This is a genomic window from Planctomicrobium limosum (assembly GCF_051465645.1).
Lineage (GTDB): Bacteria > Planctomycetota > Planctomycetia > Planctomycetales > Planctomycetaceae > Planctomicrobium.
The window spans coordinates 3,721,509-3,744,073 of record NZ_CP195790.1 but is presented as its reverse complement, the minus strand read 5'-3'; the positions used below and the strand labels follow the sequence as shown (position 1 = coordinate 3,744,073).

25 protein-coding genes are annotated in these 22,565 nt (G+C 50.8%); 17 read left to right on the top strand and 8 right to left on the bottom strand.

Annotated features, from left to right (window positions below):
• Positions 1-213 precede the first annotated feature (213 nt).
• From SH527x_RS14235 to SH527x_RS14210, 6 genes are all read left to right on the top strand, one after another.
• Positions 214-543, top strand: coding sequence for a helix-turn-helix domain-containing protein (locus SH527x_RS14235; protein ID WP_437191340.1), 330 nt, complete (start codon positions 214-216; stop codon positions 541-543).
• Positions 544-551: 8 nt separating this feature from the next.
• Positions 552-4,178, top strand: coding sequence for an AAA domain-containing protein (locus SH527x_RS14230; RefSeq protein ID WP_437191339.1), 3,627 nt, complete (start codon positions 552-554; stop codon positions 4,176-4,178).
• A 50-nt stretch (positions 4,179-4,228) separates the two neighbouring features.
• Complete coding sequence (locus tag SH527x_RS14225; protein WP_437191338.1) at positions 4,229-5,119, top strand: hypothetical protein; 891 nt, start codon at positions 4,229-4,231, stop codon at positions 5,117-5,119.
• An 84-nt stretch (positions 5,120-5,203) separates the two neighbouring features.
• Complete coding sequence (locus tag SH527x_RS14220) at positions 5,204-6,301, top strand: hypothetical protein (RefSeq protein ID WP_437191337.1); 1,098 nt, start codon at positions 5,204-5,206, stop codon at positions 6,299-6,301.
• Between the two features lie 149 nt (positions 6,302-6,450).
• Positions 6,451-6,843, top strand: a complete 393-nt coding sequence (locus SH527x_RS14215; RefSeq protein WP_437191336.1) for a hypothetical protein — start codon at positions 6,451-6,453, stop codon at positions 6,841-6,843.
• Positions 6,844-6,854: 11 nt separating this feature from the next.
• Positions 6,855-7,334: a cupin domain-containing protein gene (locus SH527x_RS14210; protein ID WP_437191335.1), complete on the top strand. Its 480-nt coding sequence runs from the start codon at positions 6,855-6,857 to the stop codon at positions 7,332-7,334.
• Between the two features lie 188 nt (positions 7,335-7,522).
• Here SH527x_RS14210 and SH527x_RS14205 read toward each other — a convergent pair whose 3' ends face one another.
• Complete coding sequence (locus SH527x_RS14205; protein ID WP_437191334.1) at positions 7,523-7,774, bottom strand: hypothetical protein; 252 nt, start codon at positions 7,772-7,774, stop codon at positions 7,523-7,525.
• A gap of 164 nt (positions 7,775-7,938) precedes the next feature.
• On the opposite strand from SH527x_RS14205, the gene SH527x_RS14200 reads away from it, so the two are divergent.
• The 8 genes from SH527x_RS14200 to SH527x_RS14165 all read left to right on the top strand — a co-directional run bounded on the left by SH527x_RS14200 (position 7,939) and on the right by SH527x_RS14165 (position 12,767).
• The gene (locus SH527x_RS14200; RefSeq protein ID WP_437191333.1) at positions 7,939-8,379 is read left to right on the top strand and encodes a MerR family transcriptional regulator; all 441 of its coding nucleotides are present in this window, start codon (positions 7,939-7,941) and stop codon (positions 8,377-8,379) included.
• 7 nt (positions 8,380-8,386) lie between these two features.
• Positions 8,387-10,615: a nitric-oxide reductase large subunit gene (locus SH527x_RS14195; protein WP_437191332.1), complete on the top strand. Its 2,229-nt coding sequence runs from the start codon at positions 8,387-8,389 to the stop codon at positions 10,613-10,615.
• A 23-nt stretch (positions 10,616-10,638) separates the two neighbouring features.
• Entirely contained in the window at positions 10,639-10,830 is a 192-nt protein-coding gene (locus tag SH527x_RS14190) for a hypothetical protein (RefSeq protein ID WP_437191331.1), read from the top strand.
• A gap of 16 nt (positions 10,831-10,846) precedes the next feature.
• Positions 10,847-11,191 carry a cupin domain-containing protein gene (locus SH527x_RS14185; RefSeq protein WP_437191330.1) on the top strand — a complete coding sequence of 115 codons (345 nt, stop codon included), beginning with the start codon at positions 10,847-10,849 and terminating at the stop codon, positions 11,189-11,191.
• The gene (locus SH527x_RS14180) at positions 11,188-11,592 is read left to right on the top strand and encodes a hypothetical protein (RefSeq protein ID WP_437191329.1); all 405 of its coding nucleotides are present in this window, start codon (positions 11,188-11,190) and stop codon (positions 11,590-11,592) included. The genes SH527x_RS14185 and SH527x_RS14180 overlap by 4 nt, the downstream gene beginning before the upstream one ends.
• 8 nt (positions 11,593-11,600) lie before the next feature.
• Positions 11,601-11,789, top strand: coding sequence for a hypothetical protein (locus tag SH527x_RS14175; RefSeq protein ID WP_437191328.1), 189 nt, complete (start codon positions 11,601-11,603; stop codon positions 11,787-11,789).
• Between the two features lie 12 nt (positions 11,790-11,801).
• Complete coding sequence (locus tag SH527x_RS14170) at positions 11,802-12,149, top strand: DUF488 domain-containing protein (protein WP_437191327.1); 348 nt, start codon at positions 11,802-11,804, stop codon at positions 12,147-12,149.
• Between the two features lie 186 nt (positions 12,150-12,335).
• Positions 12,336-12,767, top strand: coding sequence for a hypothetical protein (locus tag SH527x_RS14165; RefSeq protein WP_437191326.1), 432 nt, complete (start codon positions 12,336-12,338; stop codon positions 12,765-12,767).
• 25 nt (positions 12,768-12,792) lie between these two features.
• Here the strand turns inward: SH527x_RS14165 and SH527x_RS14160 are convergent, their stop codons facing one another.
• Positions 12,793-13,770, bottom strand: coding sequence for a GNAT family N-acetyltransferase (locus SH527x_RS14160; protein ID WP_437191325.1), 978 nt, complete (start codon positions 13,768-13,770; stop codon positions 12,793-12,795).
• Positions 13,771-14,127: 357 nt separating this feature from the next.
• Between SH527x_RS14160 and SH527x_RS14155 the strand changes: the two genes are divergently transcribed.
• Both SH527x_RS14155 and SH527x_RS14150 read left to right on the top strand, forming a co-directional pair.
• Positions 14,128-15,345 carry a DNA polymerase Y family protein gene (locus SH527x_RS14155; protein ID WP_437191324.1) on the top strand — a complete coding sequence of 406 codons (1,218 nt, stop codon included), beginning with the start codon at positions 14,128-14,130 and terminating at the stop codon, positions 15,343-15,345.
• Positions 15,346-15,461: 116 nt separating this feature from the next.
• Positions 15,462-15,809: a hypothetical protein gene (locus SH527x_RS14150; protein ID WP_437191323.1), complete on the top strand. Its 348-nt coding sequence runs from the start codon at positions 15,462-15,464 to the stop codon at positions 15,807-15,809.
• A gap of 328 nt (positions 15,810-16,137) precedes the next feature.
• Here SH527x_RS14150 and SH527x_RS14145 read toward each other — a convergent pair whose 3' ends face one another.
• The 4 genes from SH527x_RS14145 to SH527x_RS14130 all read right to left on the bottom strand — a co-directional run bounded on the left by SH527x_RS14145 (position 16,138) and on the right by SH527x_RS14130 (position 19,269).
• Entirely contained in the window at positions 16,138-16,608 is a 471-nt protein-coding gene (locus SH527x_RS14145; RefSeq protein ID WP_437191322.1) for a transposase, read from the bottom strand.
• Complete coding sequence (locus SH527x_RS14140; RefSeq protein WP_437191321.1) at positions 16,577-16,975, bottom strand: transposase; 399 nt, start codon at positions 16,973-16,975, stop codon at positions 16,577-16,579. Before SH527x_RS14140 ends, SH527x_RS14145 begins: the two co-directional genes overlap by 32 nt.
• Positions 16,976-17,458: 483 nt before the next feature.
• The gene (locus tag SH527x_RS14135) at positions 17,459-19,126 is read right to left on the bottom strand and encodes a recombinase family protein (protein ID WP_437191320.1); all 1,668 of its coding nucleotides are present in this window, start codon (positions 19,124-19,126) and stop codon (positions 17,459-17,461) included.
• Between the two features lie 11 nt (positions 19,127-19,137).
• Positions 19,138-19,269 (bottom strand): hypothetical protein, encoded by a 132-nt coding sequence (locus SH527x_RS14130; protein ID WP_437191319.1) that lies wholly within the window; start codon positions 19,267-19,269, stop codon positions 19,138-19,140.
• 699 nt (positions 19,270-19,968) lie between these two features.
• On the opposite strand from SH527x_RS14130, the gene SH527x_RS14125 reads away from it, so the two are divergent.
• Entirely contained in the window at positions 19,969-20,856 is an 888-nt protein-coding gene (locus SH527x_RS14125; RefSeq protein WP_437191318.1) for a YihY/virulence factor BrkB family protein, read from the top strand.
• Positions 20,857-20,893: 37 nt separating this feature from the next.
• Here SH527x_RS14125 and SH527x_RS14120 read toward each other — a convergent pair whose 3' ends face one another.
• Positions 20,894-21,745 carry a hypothetical protein gene (locus SH527x_RS14120; RefSeq protein WP_437191317.1) on the bottom strand — a complete coding sequence of 284 codons (852 nt, stop codon included), beginning with the start codon at positions 21,743-21,745 and terminating at the stop codon, positions 20,894-20,896.
• A 112-nt stretch (positions 21,746-21,857) separates the two neighbouring features.
• Entirely contained in the window at positions 21,858-22,364 is a 507-nt protein-coding gene (locus SH527x_RS14115; RefSeq protein WP_437191316.1) for a hypothetical protein, read from the bottom strand.
• Between the last annotated feature and the right edge of the window lie 201 nt (positions 22,365-22,565).

Below are 22,565 nucleotides of genomic sequence, written 5' to 3'. Positions count from 1 at the left end.
AATCTACTGTGGTCCCTCTGAGACGTTTGCCCTTGAATTCCTCTCGGAGATGAAGTCCCAGCATGCCTGTTACCCGATTACGATGTGGTACGTCTCAACGGAGTCTGTTGGATAGAAACGAGAAGAAATTTCATCCCATTTCCACTGCCCTGTTGACTCATCAGTGCAACACTATATGATCTCGCTGGGTCGCACGCAAGCAGGTGAAATGACATGACCTTCGGCAAACGAATTCGGCAACTTCGTCAGGCAAAACAGTTTACGTTGAGGGACCTCGCAGCCAAAGTGGGGGTCGGATTCACGTACCTTTCAAAAATCGAAAATCACAAACTCGAAACTGGCCACAGCCCTTCGGAAGGCCTGATCCATAAGCTGGCTGTGGAACTCGATGCCGACGAAGAGGAGCTGCTCCTGCTGGCAGAGAAAGTGCCGGAACTGATCAGAAAACGTGTGTGCGAGCGGCCTGATGTCTTTCGGGTTATTGCGGGAATGAATGACAGGGAAATGAACCGGTTGCTTGAGCAGTACGGCCGGAAAAAGTGAGCGGAGTTATGGACGACGAGTTCGGCGATGATGGGAACGATAACGATTCGTCATTCGTAGCCGAGTTCAAACCCGCCCGTTTCTCTGCCGACCTCGGTTTGCCTCTTTCAGAAGACCAGAAACTCAAGGATGCCGCCACGGCTGTCCGGCAGGAATATCGGGACTGTTCTCAATGGAAACGTCTACGCTGCCGCAAAGTGAGCATTTTTGCGGAACGGGATCGGGGCACCGTTTATGTGGTTCATGTCGGTAGCTCGGTGGAGTTTGATTGGACCTGGGAAGGTGCCGTTGCGTTTCGTCCGAGATCACTCGACGACGATTTCCGCTTTTCTGATTTCTCCTATAAGAACGCCGCTTATGAGGAGGAGATTGTCTGGGAAGGAGAAGTTCTTGAAGTCGATGAACGGAATGGTTGTCTGTTCATCAGTCTCGATAACCCTGAGGCAATGCCGACCACCGGATCGTTCTTCGTGCGTCCTTTTGAGTTCCTGGCAGTGCTGGATGCGGTTTTCAATGACTCTGCGTTCGAAACAATCCGCTACGACCTCCCGAATCGATTGGCAGCGACCGAAGGCGGAATTCACCCTCTCGTAGCAAACCCACGTCAAGTGGGCCTGCCTCGCATGCAAGACTGGTGGCAGCATTCTTGGAACATCTTGTGGGGACCACCAGGGACCGGCAAAACGTGGACGACAGGTCAGCAGATCGCCGCCGTCCTTGATGATCCCAGCGAACGGATTCTGGTCGTTTCGACAACGAACCGAGCGACGGATGCGGCAGCCCTCTCCATCGGGAACGCCGCTCGCAGCCGATCATCATCTGACTTGGACGAAGGAAAGTTACTCCGGATTGGCAAAGGGGCATCACTTCAATCGTTTACCAGCAGTGGCCTGGAAATGATGCTGCGAGGAACAGAGTCGGAGATGCTGCATCAGATCGACGGCATTGCCGGGCACCTTCGTCTGTTCGAGACCTGGGAAGAAAAAGCTCTGGCACGGAAACAGATCAAGGAGATTCGTGCGGGAGGAAGTGATCAAAGCAAACGTCTGTTCGTTGATCCGGAAGTGCGAGTAGTCACCACGACAGCGTTCAAAGCGATGAGTTTTCTGAAAGAGGGGCTGGTCACGAAGATGGTGGAGGAAGGAGATGCTCCCTTCACCACCATCTTCATCGACGAAGCAGGCCTGATTTCACGGACCGCCATTGCAGCCTTGTCCTATCTGGCAGCTCGTCGAGTCGTTCTCGTCGGTGATTCGAAGCAGTTGGCACCGATCAGCCGTATCTCTCGCATTCTGCCGACACGTCACGAGACCTGGCTGGCCAGCAGTGGTTTAAGCCATCTCGATGAACTCGACGACACACCGAAGGCGGTCCATGTTCTTTCCGAACAACGCCGGATGCATCCTGATGTCTGCCAGGTGGTCTCCGAGTATCAGTACGGTGGATTTCTCAAAACAGCGGCAGAGACCCAGCAGAGACTATCACCCCTGACTCCCTGGCTGGCGGACTATTCCAGAGCCATCTGGTACGTGTTGGATGAAGAGGCGGATGATCTTGCTTCGATTCGAGCGGAGCGAGGACCAGGAAACAAGAGTTGGGTGAGATCAATCACGCCGACAGTCCTCGAAAAGCTCTTTTCGGATTCCGACATTCGGCAATCCAAAGGACTGTTCATCTCGCCCTACAAGGCACAGGCTCAGAAGGTCGCCAAACTACTGGCTGGCTGGGGATTAACAAGCTGGGAGTCGTCCACGGTTCACAGCCAGCAGGGATCAGAAGCGGACATCGTCATCTTCGATACCGTGAATTCCGGAAGTTCCAATTGGCCCATCGAAGAATGGCAACGACTCGTCAACGTTGCTTTGAGTCGAGCACGAGAGGCGGTCATTGTTCTCGCCAGCCGAAACGAGATGGATGAACCCTATCTCAAGCCCCTGCTTCGCCATTTGACGCCCAGCATTTTGGTGGAAGTGGATGGTCAGCTTCGCTGGGAAAAAATCAAACGATCCAAAGGATTTCGGCGGCGATCAAAGACGCCGGAGACAGACGCTCCCAAGGGAGGCATGGGAGAACAGATTGCCCAGCGAAAGGACATGAAGCCGGTTCTTTCACAGGAACAACAGCGGCTCACCAATCTGAATCTGGACGGAAAACCTCGCCTGGTCCGTGGCGTTGCGGGAAGCGGGAAATCGATTGTCCTCTGCAACTGGCTGGCCAAGACGGTCAAGCGGATGGAAGGAATCAAAAACGTCCGCATCTGGGCTGTCTATGCCAATCGATCCTTGCACAAATTGTTACAGGAATCAGTGGTCTCTGCCTGGGATGGTCTCTTTGAAGGAGAACTGTTCGATAAGCCAGAGTTTCCTTGGGGCAAAGTCGCTCTCCTGCATGTGAAAGATGTCCTGAAGGGGATACTTCCCAGTGCATCGCTCTCCATGAATGACTTCGAGTTTGACTACGACCGGGCAGCAGAAGAATTTCTGAATCGACAGGATGCGGCGAAACTCCTTCCGAGTTGCTCGGCGTTGTTCATCGACGAAGCTCAAGATATGGGGCCGTCTACCCTCAAACTGTTGCTGTCCATCGTCGAGCAGACCGATGCCGACGATCCCAACAGCCGCTCGGCTCACATTTTCTATGACAACGCTCAGAACATCTACGGTCGAAAGACTCCCAAATGGTCAGAGTTCGGCCTCGATATGCGTGGTCGGTCCACCATCATGAAGGAGAGCTTTCGTTCGACGATTCCGATTACCGAACTTGCCGTCAATGTGCTGCACCGACTGACACCCGCCGATCAACGACAGGATCAGAACGAACTCCTGGGGATGGGACTGATCGAAAAGAGTGAACGGAACGGCGAAGAGTGGCTGCGGGTGCGATTCAATCAGACCGATGGCCCCAAGCCAATCTTTCATGAGTTCGACCAACGGTCCGATGAGATCGATGCGATTACCGGTCATTTGAAGCATCTGATCCAGAAGGAGGGGATTTCACCAACGGACATCTGCCTGATCTACAACGGCAAATCGGTTGTTCAGCAACTGGAATCTCAACTTGGACCGAAGTTGAAAGAAATCGGGGTGGAGTTGTCCGTCCAAACCAACCGTTCGTTTGAACGCCAGGAAAACACGCTGGTGGTGACGACCTCCCATTCGTTCAAGGGCTATGAAGCGGAAGTCATCATGATTCCGGGAGTGGATCAGTACGTCACCGGCGAGGGACAGATTCTGGCCAACAATCTGTATGTGGCCATGACTCGTGCCCGATCACTGCTGGCCATCTATGGAACATCCCAAGGACAGCCTGCCTCTCGCCAACTGATGGAGACGGTTTCAGATTGCCTGACAACATTGAATTCCACACCGACAGTTGAGACGACGACCAGTATTCAAGACGACCTGAATGACATTCTGGACCAGATCGGGCACGAACACTGCAGATGGCTGGTTGATCTCTGGAAACGGTTTGATATTCGTCAGGAACCGTTGACCAACGAACAGGGAATCATCCTGGCCGAACCGTTGTTCTGGTTCAGAAATGGGAACTCGATCTGTGCGTGTTTTGGGGCGGAAGCAGGCAGCTCGAATTTGGAATTGCCGTTAAGAGTACTGAAGGCTGGCGAAAGTCTATAACTGCACATAGATAATCATATTTCAAAGAGCATGGCGACAAAGGAAGCCGAATGTCAGATTCGGAAAAATCGAATAGTGCATCTTTCTTGGAAAGAGATGGCGTTCAACGTGCACTCGTTCTTGCCGGACTTGTGGTCTTTACGGTTTTCGCTCTTGGCTGCTTCCCGTTGTGGTGGTATGGATTGCCTGGGGATGCCAATTCCTTTGGTGACAGTTTTGGCTTCATGAACACCATTTTCTCAGGGTTGGCATTCGCTGGCGTGATTGTGACCTTGTGGATGCAGCGTGAAGAATTGCAGCTTCAACGTCAGGAGCTTCGTGAAACCAAAGAAGAGATGAGGCGGAGTGCTGATGCACAATCGCAATCTGAAAAGCGGCTCACCACTGCGGCAACACTTTCCGCACTGGAATCACTTCGTGAAGAATTACTCGCCAGGAGTGATCGGCCAGTGCATATTCTTGAACGCTCCGAAGCCTATGTTGTGAAAAGTCGGATTGAGAATAGCCTTCTGCTGTTCCTCCAGGAGCTTGGGCTACGAGATGAGAGGCCTTTGGAAGGAACCTTGCAATGGGTGGCAGAGTGCATGTTGGATGAAATGCGAAATGCACTCTATGTGCTGGAATCCAACGACCTGGATTATCTCAATGAATATGTAGACAAGAAATTGCCAACGGTACTGTCGGCTTGTAACGAGCATTTTTCTGAAGGATTGCCGCCTCTGGCAATCTTGTCGGATGGCGTCTATGAATTCCTGAAACAACAAGTTTTCACATCGGACTCAAGCAAATCACCAACTCAATATTTGAATGAGACGAAGAAGCAGTTCGAGGAATTGATCGTCAATCGAATTGGTGCAACAGCGATGGCACTCGCAGAAATGGATCGACTGACAATTGTACGGTGGCGTCAGCTATTCTCTGCCCAAGATCATGCCGTTTGACTGCTCTCTCAATGGCACGACAGGAAAACGTATAGGCAATTGGAAGAACACTCCTCTGCAACGATATTCAGCGGCGTTCAAGAAATGATCAACCTTGTCGATGAGTTCCGTGACGATGTACAGGGAAAAGAAGCGTTCGTCGTTTTGCCCGTTTCTCGATTGGAGTTAGAAACTCGCTTCAGGATTGGCCGATTTCTTTTGTTTCCTGCGGGAACCATTAATGTCGCTGAACTGAATATTGCCAAGGGACCTGAAATCGATGATTTCGAGATTGATACCAATATTGCATTGATGCATGGCGAATCGCTTCGACAGATTTGCTCTTCGATGGCAGCACCTCCATGTGAAGGGCTTTTCGCCGAAAATGCGATGATTGCCTTCCAACCGGAGTCGATGTGTTACAAGAAGACACGCACTGATCACCAAGACGACGTGGCTCTACTTGCCTCACTCTCTCAAGAAGCTGAACGAGCACTGGACCATATCCGCTTTCATTTTTGTCGATTCGATCTTCCAGAAACGCTCCCCGGAGTCGTGGGAACATGGGCAGACTCAGGAGCTTTCTGTTGCGGCGTACTTTTCGATGGTAATTCTGGAACAAGTGAGCTGATTGCGGGAGAAGCAGTCCTGCATTCTGTTGTGTCAAAAGGGCTGGGACTTGAACTCCAGGCCGGTCAGTGCATGGACATCGAGTCCTTACCGGTGCCCACAGATGGAGAAGTGGGGGGCATCGTGCAGCACGCACTTTACCTGTATTCGGATGCAATGAATGCGAATACGAATACCGCCAAATACTTACGGCTGATGACCCTGATTGAATTCCTTGCGACACCGTTCAGTTATCAGCAATTCAAACAATCGAAGAAAGACATTGCCGCCCATCTTGCAGGAAGCCCCATTCAATACGAATCACTTCTTGAGGAATTCAAACAGTATTCCGATCTCAAGGATGCCGTGACCGGAGAACAGAAGGGGCTGCGAACACTGCTTGTTCATCACGGTCAATTCCTTGAAGACATACTTCCGAACAAACGGGAGAGAGCGATGTTGTTTCTGAAACTTCAAGGATATCTGAGCAAGGTCATCGCTGATTTGATGAAATGCAAGACTCAAAGTTGGTCTGAGATCATCGAGTTCCGTAAGCAAAGGCGAGCAGCACTATTGAATGCTGAAATAGAGTGAGACGGAATCGGCGAGAGGTTTTAGGTCGTCATTGTGGATTGCACCTCGTTTCCGCTCTCAAAAGACAAAGAATTGCTTCTCCTATTCATCGGAGGCAACCACGTTGAGAGTCTGAGAAAGACTGGTTGCATGGAAGGTACGGTAAAACCATGACTGATCCTGAGCCAATTGACCCAAAAAAACTGCGGCCTGGCCCCATTCGCCACGAATCATTGTCTCCAGAGTTGCTTGAGCAGATTCAGGCGGTCTACGACGTAATCGGTCCATATGTCAGCCAGTCATTGGAACAATTTGAAATTGGCTTCATGCGGGATAGAGACCCCGCTGATGAGGTTGCTGTCTGGTGCAGCATCACTGCCGCTTGGCTTGCCTACCACGAGCAATACCTCAACGATGGATTGCTGCCTGAGGAAGAAGAGAAGAAACTGCTTGCCGCTCTCATCTCCATTTCATCGGGAATCGAAGATTGGACGGTGCTCGGCGTTCCTCCGGATGTGGGACGCAAGTTACTGGATTGTTATGACAGTCTTGGAAAGGACTGATGGGTATAACCATGACTCACCCAGCCACCATCCGCAGACCAGGAGAAGGTCCAAGAATCGGGATTGTCGGCGACACGTACCGATTCCTGGCCACTGGTAAAGAAACCAACGGCAAATACGCCACGTTTGATGCTCTTGTCCCTCCGGGAGGCGGTCCTCCTCCGCATATTCACACTCGAGAAGAGGAATCATTCCTGGTACTCGAAGGAGAAATCACGTTCCAACTGGGAGAGGAACGGATCGTGGCCGGTGCAGGGACGTTTCTCAACATGCCTGTCAGAAGCCTGCATTGCTTCAAGAATGAGAGCGACCAGATTGCCAGAATGCTGATCTCTGTTGCTCCTGCTGGATTGGAGCAAATGTTCCTCGAAGTGGGGCATCCGCTTGCCGATGATGTCGAATTGGCTTCACCACCGACTCGGGAGGAAATCCAGAAACTCCTCGAAGTCGCTCCTCAATACGGGATTGAAATCAGGGTTCCGCAGCATTGAAGGATGAATCGAGATGACAACCAGCAATTACCAAATCCGCCAACTTGTCGATGAGCTTTTGCTGCCTGAATCAGGAAAGCAAAGCGTCATTCTGGCGGACGATGACAATGCCAAGGTCATCTTGTTTGCCTTTGCTGAGAGAGGTGGTCTCGCTGAACATGTCGCACCGTTGCCAGCGATCATTCAAATCATTCTTGGGAAAGTCCAGTCGGTTCCCACTCGACGACCTCTTCGACGTGAGTTGAGCCATCCCTGTTCGTCACCCGGATTCTTGTTCCCACGACTTCGGCGGTCTTCGCCTTGAACTCGGCCACTTTGATCCCCGGCAACGGGCTGTAGCCGTCGAACTCGGGCCATTTGCTCAGATCGAGAATCTGGCGAGCGATTTCTTCGGGAAGTTGAGGAAGCGTGGCTTGGCAGGTGAACGTGATCGGCTTCATGGACTGCCCTTTTGCGATTACTGCCGATGGAGTCGGCAGAAAACATTGTCGATTGAAAGTCAGAGTAGTCTCAAGTTGATGCTGAATAACTTCGCTTATCGGCACTTGACTCTGTAGTATGGTACGGAGTTTAGAATGTACCTCCAGAACAAGGAGCGTCACCTGTGAGTGCCTTGAAAATCGGTGAAGTTGCGAAACGGTCAGAAGTTGGGATCGAGACGATTCGGTACTACGAACGGCAAGGTCTGTTGGCAGAACCAGATCGTCGGGCTTCGGGCTATCGTCAATATGACGAGTCGGTGGTGTCTCGCTTGCAGTTCATCCGCAATGCCAAGGAACTGGGCTTCACGCTCGCTGAGATCAAGGAACTGCTCGGGCTGTGGTTCGATGTGAATACGAAGTGCGTCCATGTGCGGCAGCGAGCCGAACGGAAGATCAGCGACATCGACGACAAGATTCGGACACTTCATAAAATAAAGCGGTCGCTGAAGAAAGTCGTCAGTCAGTGTAAAAAGCATGATGCGGTCGAAGAGTGTCCGATCTGGTTTGGACTGGATGAACCACAGAGAAATAACAGTGCTGGCGACTCACCAGCAACAACGTGAGGAACACATGAATCGATTGTGGATGGCGTTCGGGGCCGTGATGGTCTTCTCATTTCTAGTTCTTGGGTGGATTGGCACTCGCATTTATCAGGAGATGCCGCCGATTCCCGATAAAGTGGTGACGACGGAGGGCCAAACACTCATCGGCAATGGAGAAATCACTGCCGGACAGAACGTGTGGCAGTCGATGGGAGGCATGGAAGTTGGTTCCATCTGGGGGCACGGCAGCTATGTCGCTCCCGACTGGACAGCGGACTGGTTGCACCGGGAAGCGATCTTCATTCTCAACCGCTGGTCGGCTACGGAGTACGGAAGCGAATTCGAGAAGCTCGACAACGAGCAGCAGGCCCAACTCATTGCTCGCCTGACGAAATTGCTGCACACGAACACCTATGATTCATCGACCGGCACGGTCACGGTTGATCCCGTTCGAGTCAAAGCTTTCGAGTCCAATCTTGCTCACTACACCGAAGTCTTCTCGGAAGGAAATGCCGACTACGCCATTCCTGCGGGGGCGGTCTCCGACCCGGAACGGCTCCGCAAGTTGTCGGCGTTCTTCTTCTGGACGGCGTGGGCCGCTTCGACGGATCGTCCCAATGACATCAGCACCTACACCAACAACTGGCCTCATGAACCGTTGATTGGCAACCGGCCCACCGGCGACACAATCGTCTGGACCGGCGTGAGCATCATCATGCTGTTGGCGGGCATCTCGGCGATGGCGTGGTGGTACGCCTCGAAGCGAAATGAAGAACAGGAACCAGCGCCACCAGAAACCGATCCGCTGGCACTGTGGGAGGCCACGCCGTCTCAAAAGGCGACGATCAAATACTTCTGGGTTGTCTCAGCCTTAATCCTCGTGCAGATGCTTCTCGGCGTCGTAACGGCCCATTACGGTGTGGAAGGTGATGGCTTCTATGGCTTTCCGCTCTCCGACTGGTTGCCCTACAGCGTCACTCGAACATGGCATGTTCAGATGGGGCTGTTCTGGATCGCCACGGCTTGGTTGGCAGCCGGGCTGTTCATTGGCCCTCTCGTTAGCGGCGAAGAACCCAAAGGACAACGACTCGGCGTCAACGTGTTGTTTGGAGCGTTGCTGCTGGTCGTGGTCGGTTCGCTCACGGGCGAATGGCTGAGCATCCAGAACAAGATGACCGATACAGTCTCGTTTTATCTCGGACACCAAGGATACGAGTACGTCGATCTGGGGCGGGTCTGGCAAATCGCCTTGATGGTCGGGCTACTGCTGTGGCTATTTCTCATGATCCGAGTGCTGCTTCCCGCCTTACGGAAAACAGGCGAGACAAAGCAATTGGTTGCTCTGCTGGCGGTCGCCACGGGAGCCATCGCACTGTTCTACGGAGCGGGGCTGACATGGGGACAGCACACACACTTGTCGATGGTCGAATACTGGCGATGGTGGGTGGTTCACCTGTGGGTGGAAGGGTTTTTCGAAGTGTTCGCCACGACGGTCATTGCGTTCATCTTCATGCGACTCAACCTTATCCGACCCGGCATCGCCGCCGCAGCGGCGTTGTTGTCGGCTACGATCTTTCTTTCAGGCGGCATCATCGGCACCTGCCACCATCTCTACTTCTCAGGAACGCCGACCGTCGCACTGGTTTGGGGATCGGTGTTTAGTGCGTTGGAAGTCGTGCCGCTCGTGTTGGTCGGGTTTGATGCCACCGAAGACTTGCGACGATCCCGAACGTCGCCGTGGGTTCAAAGGTATAAATGGCCGATCTATTTCTTCGTATCGGTCGCCTTCTGGAACATGATCGGAGCGGGCCTGTTCGGCTTCATGATTAACCCGCCGATTGCCCTGTACTACATGCAAGGTCTCAACACGACTCCACTACACGGTCATGCCGCCTTGTTCGGGGTGTACGGGATGCTGGGCATCGGCCTGATGCTCATTTGCCTGCGAGTGCTGGTCCCCGGCAGAGAGTGGAAGGATGGCCTGCTGCGGTTCTCGTTCTGGGCGTTGAACGGCGGCCTGATGGCGATGTGCATTCTCAGCCTGTTGCCAGTCGGCCTGCTGCAAACGCAGGCATCCGTCGAACACAGCTATTGGTACGCTCGCAGCAGCGAGTTTATGCAGACCGATCTGATGCAGATTTTGCGGTGGATGCGAGTGCCGGGAGACACGGTGTTCTTCCTCGGCGCTGTCGCCCTTGTCCTGTTCGTCGCAGGTCTGAAGACCGGACACTCGTTCAAGAAAGAAGAACTCTCATGACGGAATGCTCGCTAGAAACGTCCGTGCCCGATTGGATCATCGATCACGCTGAAACGCTGGTCGTTTTTCAGGATTTGGGGATCGACGACTCGTGTGGTGGGAAATCGCTGGAATTTGCCTGTCGGGAGAAGGAGATTTCAAAGAAAAACATGCTGTCGAAACTTCAGGAAGTTATCAATGGCGGAATTCAAGCCGCCAGTCCATCACCCCACTAGAAAAGTAGAGGCACTTATGGCAATTCCCCACGCACAACCGGGCGACGTGATTGACGTGCGGCCAATGGCAGACCAATTGGCGGCGTCCATCACCAAAACGCTCATCAAGACACCACACGTCGAAGTGATTCGCATGGTCCTCCCGGCAGGAAAAGTCATCTCGGAACATAAGGCACACGGTGAGATCATCGTGCAATGTCTGGAAGGCGACATCACATTCACAACAATGGGAACGCCGAAGAACCTTCGTGCGGGGGACATGCTGTATCTGGCGGCAGGTGAACCCCACTCTCTTGAGGCAATCGCAAATTCTTCCTTCCTGCTCACCATTGTTGCCAAGAGCGGTGAGGCGACGACATGAAGCGGCTGCTTCGCATCGACTGGGATGTCATCGCTGGAATCACTGCCGCCATCATCGCCATTGTGCTGCATCTCCTGCACGTCGTCGATGACGAGGTTCTGTTCACCATCATATTCGTCCTGCTGGCACTCCTCTTATTTCGGGATTTGCGGCGAGAAAGTCATGACGAACATTTGGGCGAAACCGTGGATCGGATCAAGGATGATGTCAAAAGCATCGAATTGTCACTTGAAGCACCCGCAGCGGTGCTGATCGGTCCTCGCCACCTCCGATCTGAGAGTCGCCGATTCGTAGAAACGGCTCGTGGCGAGATGGTGTGGTTTAATGTTTGTTTCCTGATGTTCCGGTCACAGGAAGTCTTTGACTTGTTGTTGAAACCAGCCATGAGTTTGGAGTCCTAGATCACACGGTGACGTTGCCGGATGGTCAGTCGATTCTGAATCCCATGCGAGTCGTTGCCAATGGTGAGGGATGCGAAGTGATGTTCACACTGTTTCAGCTTCCCAGCATGTCTGACGAGCAATTCACCAATGATGCCAGCATGGTGGAAGCCGATCTGCTGACGCTGAAAAGTGTGTTGGAAGGGATCGCTTCTTAAGGGGGACCAGACATGATCCAGCTCAAGCGTGTCTACGAAGAACATTCGAAACAGGATGGCCTGCGAATCCTGGTGGAACGTCTCTGGCCACGAGGTGTGAGCAAGGCCAAGGCTGCAATCGATCTCTGGCTGAAAGACCTGGCTCCCAGCAAGGAACTTCGGACATGGTTCCATCACGATCAAGAACGATGGGACGAGTTCCGCAAACGCTACCGGGCGGAACTGAGTGAGAAAGGCGACCTACTCACATTGCTCAAATATCGTACTACCGAAGGGACGGTCACCTTCGTCTACGCTGCCAGTGATGAGGAACGGAATAGTGCGGTTGCTTTGAAGCAATATCTCAAAAAGCGGAAATGAGCCTGCTGTTTCATTCTGTTTGTGGAATCACGTTATACATCCTGCTATCCCAAAGCAGCAATCGGCGACATGAACCGGTGACTACTCCTCAGGCTCACCGCCCCCTCTTGACGGTTTTAGTCTTAGCCTGATGATGAAGCAGCAGCAGCGGAGACGGCTCGAAGAACTAAAACACCAGGAAACCTGATGATTGATGACAGAAAAGCTCAGATCAGCGAAGTTGCAGCAGCTCTGCAAAGTCTGTCATCGATTCCTTATCCATCGCTCGGAATCGACCTCGATGGCTGTGTAGATGAATGCCCGATCTTCTTTCAGCTGCTGACGGGTTGCTGGCCGGGAAAGGTCTTCGTGATTTCCTACCGTAACAATCGGGAGAAGACCATTGCCGATCTGGAAAAGCAGGGGATCAGGTATGATGAACTGATCCTGGTGGATTCCTTCGAGGCCAAGGCGAAAGTCATCGAACAGAAGGGTATCCTGGTCTACTTTGACGACCAGCCCGAGATGCTGAAGGGTGTGTCGAGCATGGTCAATGTGATGCTGGTTCGCAACGGCGGCAATTTTGACTTCAAGGACCAGCGTTGGATGCTGTCGAAGAAGACTGGGAAGATTGTTTGATGAGAGATGTTGGTCGATTCAGAAGTCACAACAACGCCATAAACGGCGGCGAGAACTCCACCCGTCCCACCACATTCCTCAAGGCATTTTCCACGAGTTCCATTGCCATCCAGGCCTCTCCGCCGCCGAAAGGTGATTCAATCTGTTGGGCCAGTTTCGCAGAGAAGGCGAACTGTCCGTAGAATTCCGGATGCCCGAGGACCAGCACGATTCGGTGCCTCAGCTTTTCACAGCGGTCGAGTCCAGCATAGAGCAACCGGGTGCCGATCCCTCTTCGTTGGAAGTCGGGATGAATCGCCATGGGAGCCAAGGACAAGGCATTCACTGTTCCCTTTTCCGTCACAATCGAGACTCGGCTGAACAGAATATGCCCGATGACCTGTTCATCGCTCGTAACGACCATCGAGACTTCGGAGTGGCCATCATCACGTAGAGCATCCACCAAATCCGCTTCGGCATCGCCTCCGAATGCCTTCTGATGGAGTCTATGAATCGCTTCTCGATCCTCTGGCAATTCTTCACGGATCGGAAACTCGATTTCGTCCAGATAGTCTTGTGCCATGTCGTATGGATCACCTTCCTTGAGGATGGCCAATGCCTTTTCGGAACGGTTGATCCTCCAAAGATTCCCTGCTGCTTTAAGGCGTTCGAAGACATCTTCAGAATCGAGCCTGGGAGTCAATAATCGGATCAGTTCGTCGCTGGTATCTCCCAGCTTGTGAAGCGTGCTCATCGCTGTCAGCCGAGCCAAACGATCCGTGTCATTCGAAATGCAGGCTTGAATCGCAGAAAACGCTCGGCTGGCATCAGGGAAGAATTCAAACAGCCCCAGCACGAGCATGTTGAGATTGCGATCCGGTTGCTGAAGCCCCCAGATCAGACCATCAATGACTGCATCGCCGTATTCACGAAGCTCCGCATGGGCCTGATTCAGCGTCCAACTGTGAGTCTCGCTCGTGGAGTACAACCAGAGCGTGTCTTTGATCTCGTCGAGGGTGGTCATGAGGATTGTCGAAGTGAGATGCGGGATGATTGGCTTACATCGGATGGAAGGAATTGGGAGCAAGAAGGTTCGGGAATTCCTGAAACGTGCAGATGTCTGCAAGGATAAAGGGTCAGACTGCCTATAGCTTTCACCTTCAATTCAACCACGATCTTTCGCCGCTTACCGCCGTTTTGTGACCCGCTCGTTTCCCTGCGGACGTGGGGTGTGTCTTCCATTGAAGCTCAGAAGCATCAAGGATGCGTCCACAGCTGTCATGAATGACCTGCCAGAATGATAAAAGCCCTTGGCCTAACACCAAGGTTTTTTGTTCCCATATTGACAGTGAACGGGTGTTCATGTCAATCTGCCGAGATCATGCCACCACTCATTGCTCATCTTGATGCCGATTGCTTCTACGTTTCGGCTGAACGGGTCAGGTATCCATTCCTGATTCATCAGCCAGTTGGCGTATTGGGCAACCAGGGGGCTTGTGTGATTGCCAAATCCTATGAACTCAAGAAGCATGGAATCACAACAGGAATGCCCATCTGGGAAGCCGTCAAACTCTCCCCTGATGCCATCTTCGTGAAACGTGATTTTCGATGGTACGAAGTTCTTTCCCGCAAACTCTTGGAGATCATCGGGGAAGTCAGTCCTGTTGTGGAATATTACTCGATTGATGAAATGTTCTTTGATGCCAGCCACATCAAAGAACCCCATCTGGAAGCCATCAGGATGCTCCAGAATCGCATCCTTCATGAAATAGGTGTTCCAGTCAGCATCGGGCTATCGTTCAACAAAACACTTGCCAAATTGATCAGTGATTCATCCAAGCCTTTTGGCTGTGGTGTCCTGACCGATAAGGAAAGCATTCCTGAATTCATCGGGAAGCAACCCATTGGTGAAGTCTCAGGCATCGGCAGAAAATCACAGGAAAAACTTGCTGCACTGGGAATTCATACTTGTCTGGATTTTGCCAGAGCAGACCGTTTGATGATCAGGGACATTTTGACCATCACAGGTGAAGCCTTGTGGTGGGAACTCAATGGGGACTTCATCAAAAAGATTGTGACCAGCCGACCGCCACACAAATTCATTGGACGGGGTGGAAGCATTGGAGGTGCTTCCAATGATGATGAAATCATTTGGGCTTGGGCTGTCAGGAACACCGAACGATTGATTGAAACTTTGAACTACCACAACGTCTTTGCAGGACGAATCCACTTTTCATTGGAGTTTCAAAACGGCGGTGGTTGGGGTGGACGAATGCCGTTTTCAACTCCCACAGCCAAGTTTGCCGTCATCCTGAAAGTCATCAGACACATGTTCAGGATGGGGAGAGTGAATCATCAGGCAGTTTCAGGAATGCACATTCTTGCAGACCGATTGACTTACCAGACAAGTCATCAAATGAACCTGTTCATTGGTGAAGAAATCAGGAATGACAAGATTTCTGAACTGAAGCAGTTGGTGAATTCATCAGTAGGAAGATTCGCCCTTCGCAGCGGGGAAACTTTGGCACTGACTGAAATCTACGATGACCCATCCCATTCGTATGACATCTGTGACATTCAAGGGAAGATGTGTTTCTGATGTGTGATGGCATTTCGATTGCCTGTCGTGAATTCCCTGAATGGATGGTTGAGAAGTTCGACCTTCACCGAAGGATGACTTCCCGTTTTGATGGGTCAGACAGAGAAATTCAGTTCGTGTATTCAGACTCTTGCCCGATGCTTCCAGTGTGGCATGAAGGGCAATTGATTCTTGCTCGATGGGGCAATCAGAACAGAAGCAGAAGGCTTCCAGTTGGGGGCTGGTGCTGGAAAGAAGAAGTGGAACAATGGGGCTGGCTTCGCCCTGTTCAGGTCTTCATTCCTGCCAATCTGGGAAGAGAAAAAGGTGTCTGGTTTCAGATCAAAGAAGGTATTGAAGGAATTCTTGTGTACGGTCCTGATCGTCTTCCCACCGTCTACATGCTGATTGAGAAATCAACCCATTACTTCAACGTGATGACCCGCAGCGAACGAATGCCAGCCTTGGTTGGTGAACGGATTTGAGATGAAAGCTGGCTAGTAGCTTAAGGCAGGTAGCTACATCTCATCTTTCGGATTTCGTAATTCATGCCTTCTATTGGTAGCATGACGGCAATGTCATGAAGGCATCCGATATTCAGAAAGATTGATCCTCCAGGGCCATTGTATGTGACCATCCGCCATTCGTTTTGCCAACTAAATTTTTTGCTGAATTTGCGGAATGGTCCGATCTCTCCACGATATTCATCTGGGACGTATTCAACGAGGTTGGCCTTGCAACTCATGTTCTGATTCCTGATTGAGGAGCGTAATCGGGCAAAAAAATCCTCTGGTTTTGTGATTACAGGCAGTTTCAAAACCACTTAATGATGGTGAACAGGCATCCCAGTTGAACAAAGCCTTCAAAGAGATGGTCATGGTATTCATAGCGAACCGTCAGCCTGCGGCAGTTGAACAGCCAGCTGATGGTCCGTTCCACCTTGAATCGCTTCCAGTACCGCCGCAGCGGTCGGCCATCCTGTGTCGCTGGTTTCTTCCTTCCACGACGGTGGGGACAGATCAGCTCAATCTGGCGATTCGCCAGACTGGTTCTCAGCCAGTCGGCATCGGCGGCACGATCATACAAGAGACGTTGGGGCTTTCGCTCCAACAGTCGGTCGTCGACCAGGGTCTCCACGGTGTTCACCTCAGCATGGTTGGCCGAAGTGATGAACGCCGAAAGCGGAATTCCCTCCCCATCCACCATCAGCATGATCTTGGTTCCCTTGCCCTTCTTGGTGTTGCCAACGGCGTCACCCCCTTTTTGCCGGGGCAAATGTGCCATCGGCCATCGCTTCATCCCAGTTGATCTCTTGGAACTCATCCAACTCCTGGAGCAATCGTGTCCAGGCTGTCAGCCAGATGCCAGCCTCTGTCCACTCCTTCAGCCGTCGCCAGCATGTTGCAGGACTGGGATATCGTTCTGGTAAATCTTTCCATCTGGCTCCCGTGTACAACACCCATAAAACACCCTCCAGGCACTCCCGAGGAAGTACTCTGGGGCGTCCACCGGCCCCGGTGACCGGAGGATGCGGGAACAGGTCTGCAATCAGAAACCATTGGCAATCATCAAGAAAAGGTGGCGGAGCCGTCCTGGATCCTGTCGTATTGGGCCGCCGGCGTGGCGGCCACTGCGACAGGGAAATGATCATGTGTGTCTCCTTCTGACACACACGGCATGCAACTTGCCCGCCAATCAACTCACCGATTTAGATGTTTTGAAACTACCTGTAGTAGTGCTGCTTCGCCGAATTCGGCAATTCGAGTTTCATCGATGGGAAATGTGGATTTCCGAAGAGAATACATACAGAAGATATTGATTTTTTCTGGATCAAGAGGCGGTTGTCTGAATTCCCTTCTGATCGGAGAAAGTGAATTGGTGTCCCATCAAGCGAGCGAGCAGAAAAATGTTTCCCCTGCTGATACATGTCGACTCCATCATTCACGTCAATGCGAGCAGAGTCCTTTTTCTCGGTGTTCCAAAAGTATGTCAAAGTATTCAGATAGACTTTCCCGTGGACATACAAAGCCTTGACGTGCTCCTTGGAACCGAATTTGATGAGGGTTCCTGTTTCGAGTGTCATCTGGGAAATTCCTGTGGAAGTGACGTGTTGATTTCTAGAAAACAGAATAAATCAGAACATCCCTTCGTTGTAGAACCCATCGTATTGCCTTAAATCAAGCGTGGGAATTGGCTCACCTTTAAATACTTCTCGATTTGCCGCAAACATCACTTTAGGATTTCTGTTCCTCTTGCTGCCGATTTCTCGCACGATGTCAATCTGTCGGTATCCACCAGATTTAAAATGTACCTGCAATCGGCAAAATTGATTTCTCTTGCCTTTAATAAATGGCACAGACAGTGCCCAAATCTCTTCAACAAGAGATGAAATCAATCCCCTTAGTCTGATTCGCAATAAGTGCTTATCGTGTTCGTTGTCCTCATTCTCCAGCATCTCCCAAACATTTTGAGTTTCCATCAGTGATGAATGTTTTCCTGCAAGCTGAGTTGCTTTCCATTCATCAAGTTCTTTTTGGATCGCATCCCTTTTTGATTCTAGCTTTGCCAATTGTTGCAGGAGCAATTTAATAGAACCATCGGCAGAATCTATTTCAAATTGCACTTCGGAAATCTGGAGGTTGCATCTATCCAGCGCTAACTGCAACGCCGCCGACTTGTCTGGCTTCTTTTCTTTGGTGAGATCAGAAATTTTCATTTCCTTAGTCATTTTAAGAATCGCTGCCTCAACGTATTCAACTGGGAAATAAGTTGATTTTCCACTTTGTGCTTGATCGTATGAAAAATAAACTTTTCCTAACCCTTTATCACCAACTACCCATTGTGATTTATCTTTTGCATCTTTGATCAATCCACGAAACAAATTTACGAATTCAGTTTTTCTTCCTCTTACTTTTTTTGTGGTAATTCTCAGTGATTGTACCCTAAACCATGTTTCTTCGTCGATGAGTCTGGGATAGTAGTTTTGGATTGGTTCACCATTTGGGACTCTGATGCCATCCACAAGCATGGTAGGCTGGTATTCACCTAATACTGCCTTCCCGTTTAGGATCATTTTTACTTGCTGAATGTTCCATGTCTTTTTTCTTCCAATGTTCGGAATGTTTTCTTTGTTGAATGTTCTGCAAATTTCTCCAGCAGTGTGACCATCAATAAACATGGAAAACATTCGTTTTATTATTCTTTTCTTTTCAGGATCAACTTCAAAAGAATTTTCATTTTTGATGAGCCAAGTAGGGGCTTTGGCTGTAGTGATTGTTCCATTTGCTTTTGCTTGATCATGCTTGTTCCGCCATGCCTTTGAGACTCGCATTGATTTCATTGCTGATTCTTCGTGGCTTCTCGACATGCTCATCAGAGCAGCCATGATTGACAGAAGATCACAATCTTCCGCTGTAAATCGTTCTTCTGGCGACAGCGTTACCAGTACGATTCCAGCGTTGATGATCGACAAGAAGAGTTCAGCGGCTTTATTGATTCGTTGCCGTGAGAGTCGATCAAAAGATTCCACAATCAAGGTGTCGCCAGGACTGATCACTCCTTGCTCAACAGCAGCAAGGAAGTTTTTCAGTTGTCCTTCCTCAGCATTTTTTCCTTTGAATGCTGAGACGCCCAAATCACGGAAGGTGAGCGATTCATCGAGAATCAATCCTTCACGCTGGCAATATTCCTTTGTGGACTCGATTTGGCGTTTCAGCGAGTTGCCTGAAAATTGCCGTTTTGAAGAGAATCGAATGTACGAGTAGGCTTTTGCCATGATTTCCCTTGGGGTTAGGGAATTCATGGTACCTCATTCTACGGACAAAAACAAAACAATGGGACGACATTGCTCTTCCCGGCATAATCACTGAGCTTGATCTTGCCTCCAGTTGAAGCAGGCAATGTGAACGCAGGGGCTTTACGACCGACGACAGGAATTCCAGACACGCGATCCTCTTCAATTCTGGTATGTTTTCAGGTGTTGGTGCTCACAATGATTCTACATTAAAACCGATGCGATACAGAAGACAACTGAAGGTGATGAATCACAAGTGCTACGATGCGAGGCGGACGTGTGTTTACAATCAAAGAACTGGACGGTGGGGTTCTCATCTCGCTTCGGGAAATTTTGCGTCAGCTTGGCGATCCTGTTGCTGCCTATTGGTCGCTAAAAGACATTGTGTTTATCAGCAGATTTCCTCTTGATGGAGATGTGTTCGAATTCGAAGAGCGAACCAGAAATCTTCAAGGCGTGATAATGTCTCAGGAAGAGTTTATGAACTTCATAAACTTGGATTTCCAACTGGCAGATGGAACCGTTAATGGATTTGGTTGTGAGCCCGACGGAGGCTTTCTGGAGATCTCGTGTGTCGATTCTTCGTTCTGGGAGATAGACACAAACTCGGCCCCCATCTTGAAGTTGTTGACGAGTCGGTATTCGAAGTGAATCCACTCTGCGGTGCTCAGGACCTATCACCCGTGTGAATTGCTGGGCGGTGGTGGCGAAAACGTTTGATTGGGGGATAGCGAACGTCTCATTCTGCGGTACAAGAGATGTTGGGCTGATCTCTGCGAATTATTTGCAGTTGCATCACCATTCGCTGTCTCGCATCCGATGAATGAGGTTCAGGGCCTATGAATTTCTCAATGCTCATTAGGATTTTGAGGGAAGCCGGTGAGCATTGGGTGGCAGATAAAGCGTCGAGACTGGGAGCAGCGCTCGCTTACTACACGATCTTCTCGCTGGCTCCGTTGCTGGTCATCATGATCGGAGTCGCTGGACTGATCTTTGGGAAAGAAGCGGCCCAAGGTCAGGTGACTGACCAGATTTCTCATCTCGTCGGAAAAGAGGGCGGCCAGGCGATCCAGGCGATTATTGAGAATGCGAATCAGCCTCAGACTGGGAGTTTGGCCGCTGTGCTGGGCGTGCTGATGCTGTTGCTGGGAGCAGCAGGAGTGTTCGGCCAATTGCAAGATGCGTTGAACACAATCTGGGAGGTTCAGGCGAAACCCGGCGGTGGGATCTGGGGATTTGTGAGAAGCCGTTTCCTGTCATTCTCAATGGTGTTGGGGGTCGCTTTCCTGTTGCTTATTTCATTGATTGTCAGCTCGGCTCTTGCTGCGGTTGGTCCATTGCTTGGTGACTGGAAGACGAGCGGCATCGGTCAGCTAGTGACCTTCTCGTTTGATGTGATTGTCATCTCAGTACTGTTCGCCCTAATTTTTAAGTTCTTGCCTGACGCGAAAGTGGCTTGGCGGGATGTCTGGTTCGGAGCGGTGGTAACCTCGTTCCTCTTTTCACTGGGGAAGTCGCTTATTGCACTCTACCTGGGCCGGGCCGGAATCACCTCAGCCTATGGCGCAGCCGGCTCCTTCGCAGCACTTCTCGTTTGGCTCTACTACGCCTCCCAGATTTTTCTCTTCGGAGCAGAATTGACGAGAGCATATGCCAACCGCCTGGGGTCTCGCATTGAACCCAAAGAACACGCCGAAGCCGTCACCGCAGAAGCCCGAGCTCAGCAGGGCATGTCGTGACAGCTATCGAGCGTGTTTTGCGTGTTGGTTGGAAAGGCTAATGTTGGTAATAGGTCGTTTCTGTAAGTAGGTCTTCGACTAAGGCACCTGGGGGATAAGTCAGGTTAAACTCATCAGTTGAGACAGTGCCAGCTTCGGCACTCAGCATTCTCAGTTCGAATTGCCTTAAGATGCGGTTCTCGTCATCGGTCGTATGATCGGGTTCGACAAACTCTGTCAGCTGAATTATCCACGGGAAACGTAGAACTTCAATCCCTTGGATCGCTCTGGTTTCAACGACTTCCACTTTGGATTTCAGAAGGGACGTTCCGGGGTAGCGAGTCTCTCGTCGTTTCACAAAATAGCCATTTTCAAAGGCAATCCAGATGTCGTCATCTGGAGACGGCAAGTGAATGCACCTGACTCCATCGACGACCTCCTCTCCCCTGTTCTTGTATTCAGTTTGTGCGAAGCACTCAGGGACCGTGAAATCGATTGCTGAAGATCCAAGGCGAAAATTCTGGTCGCCTTCAGCCCATTGAAGCATTTTCAGGTAGCTTGAAAACCCGGAGGAAAACATGTGACGGTCAGGGCTGACAAAGACATGCTTGTCGAGTTGATCGATTGCGACAGTCTGATGCTCAACAAAATCATAAACCGAGACCCTGTTCATGCGACGGTTGTCGTCAGCTTGCGTTCCAGTTGCGTGCAGCCGGTACTTGGGCCAGAGGAGAGCGACCTCCACTGATAGCGGCCCGGAGAATGCGAACCAGTTTTCACGGTCGATGGTCGCTGAATACTCATACTTGAATCGCCAGCCACCTTCACAATGAAAAAACTTCGCCTTCGTCTCGTTGATCTGTGAGGTCAACTCACTCACTGAAATGTTCGCAGATAGAGAAGTTCCCATCGTGAATACTCCTGTGTAAGAGGTCGCCCCCAACTGGTTACATCATGGAATGGGGCTCGCGTTCGCTCTACTCTACGTGACTTTACGGTCTCTGTTCTTGGGGTAATCTGCGTCAATCAGAGAAGATCATATCGAAGGTAGACAAAGCGGTATCCCCCTTCATGAACCTGTTTTCGAGCCAATTTCGATATTGAGCTTTGTCGACATCGCAGCTAAAGACAGACCCGTTGCTCGTCGCAATGATCGTGCGGTGTGAAAATCCCACTCGATGCAGATTGTTGAAATCGTGGCAGAATACGATGGAGACAGAATCGGTGTCCTCTTGCTTGGCTCGCTTCTCCAACATGTCATTGGAAAATACAAGTCCTGCGAACTGGGCACTATCGCAATTTTTTAAATGACAGCAGTATTTTTCACTCGCTTTGAACTGCTTTATGTATTTGGAGAAGTCTTCGATTTTTAAGTCGGAAACAGGAATGCTGTCTTTGTTGACTCGTTGATCGATATAAGCATCGATCGCCTTGTTCAGATCTTTAGACTTTATGCTGCACTCGATTACTCGAGCTACTGCGGGAACGTCGGCAACAAGTGGAAATTTGTATGTGAACAAATACCACAAGAGGGCTATGACTCCTAATGATGCGTAAAATGTAATAACTCTACGTTTGGAACGTTTTGTTTCTTGCAATGTTGTCACTGCTGGTGAAGAAATGTAGGAGGCGTCGTGACCTCAGTGTTCCCCACATTTTCGTGTTGGGTTTGTCATTTTGACAACGTCTGATCGTCGTTTTTGCTGTGATTGAGTGGGTTTTGTGCTTCG

What these genes read in the sequence shown, in the direction of transcription:
- SH527x_RS14235 (WP_437191340.1), top strand. Translation starts at nt 214, where the DNA reads ATGACCTTCGGCAAACGAATTCGGCAACTTCGTCAGGCAAAACAGTTT.
- SH527x_RS14230 (WP_437191339.1), top strand. Translation starts at nt 552, where the DNA reads ATGGACGACGAGTTCGGCGATGATGGGAACGATAACGATTCGTCATTC.
- SH527x_RS14225 (WP_437191338.1), top strand. Translation starts at nt 4,229, where the DNA reads ATGTCAGATTCGGAAAAATCGAATAGTGCATCTTTCTTGGAAAGAGAT.
- SH527x_RS14220 (WP_437191337.1), top strand. Translation starts at nt 5,204, where the DNA reads ATGATCAACCTTGTCGATGAGTTCCGTGACGATGTACAGGGAAAAGAA.
- SH527x_RS14215 (WP_437191336.1), top strand. Translation starts at nt 6,451, where the DNA reads ATGACTGATCCTGAGCCAATTGACCCAAAAAAACTGCGGCCTGGCCCC.
- SH527x_RS14210 (WP_437191335.1), top strand. Translation starts at nt 6,855, where the DNA reads ATGACTCACCCAGCCACCATCCGCAGACCAGGAGAAGGTCCAAGAATC.
- SH527x_RS14205 (WP_437191334.1), bottom strand. Translation starts at nt 7,774, where the DNA reads ATGAAGCCGATCACGTTCACCTGCCAAGCCACGCTTCCTCAACTTCCC.
- SH527x_RS14195 (WP_437191332.1), top strand. Translation starts at nt 8,387, where the DNA reads ATGAATCGATTGTGGATGGCGTTCGGGGCCGTGATGGTCTTCTCATTT.
- SH527x_RS14185 (WP_437191330.1), top strand. Translation starts at nt 10,847, where the DNA reads ATGGCAATTCCCCACGCACAACCGGGCGACGTGATTGACGTGCGGCCA.
- SH527x_RS14180 (WP_437191329.1), top strand. Translation starts at nt 11,188, where the DNA reads ATGAAGCGGCTGCTTCGCATCGACTGGGATGTCATCGCTGGAATCACT.
- SH527x_RS14170 (WP_437191327.1), top strand. Translation starts at nt 11,802, where the DNA reads ATGATCCAGCTCAAGCGTGTCTACGAAGAACATTCGAAACAGGATGGC.
- SH527x_RS14165 (WP_437191326.1), top strand. Translation starts at nt 12,336, where the DNA reads ATGATTGATGACAGAAAAGCTCAGATCAGCGAAGTTGCAGCAGCTCTG.
- SH527x_RS14160 (WP_437191325.1), bottom strand. Translation starts at nt 13,770, where the DNA reads ATGACCACCCTCGACGAGATCAAAGACACGCTCTGGTTGTACTCCACG.
- SH527x_RS14155 (WP_437191324.1), top strand. Translation starts at nt 14,128, where the DNA reads ATGCCACCACTCATTGCTCATCTTGATGCCGATTGCTTCTACGTTTCG.
- SH527x_RS14145 (WP_437191322.1), bottom strand. Translation starts at nt 16,608, where the DNA reads ATGGCACATTTGCCCCGGCAAAAAGGGGGTGACGCCGTTGGCAACACC.
- SH527x_RS14140 (WP_437191321.1), bottom strand. Translation starts at nt 16,975, where the DNA reads ATGATCATTTCCCTGTCGCAGTGGCCGCCACGCCGGCGGCCCAATACG.
- SH527x_RS14135 (WP_437191320.1), bottom strand. Translation starts at nt 19,126, where the DNA reads ATGAATTCCCTAACCCCAAGGGAAATCATGGCAAAAGCCTACTCGTAC.
- SH527x_RS14125 (WP_437191318.1), top strand. Translation starts at nt 19,969, where the DNA reads ATGCTCATTAGGATTTTGAGGGAAGCCGGTGAGCATTGGGTGGCAGAT.
- SH527x_RS14120 (WP_437191317.1), bottom strand. Translation starts at nt 21,745, where the DNA reads ATGGGAACTTCTCTATCTGCGAACATTTCAGTGAGTGAGTTGACCTCA.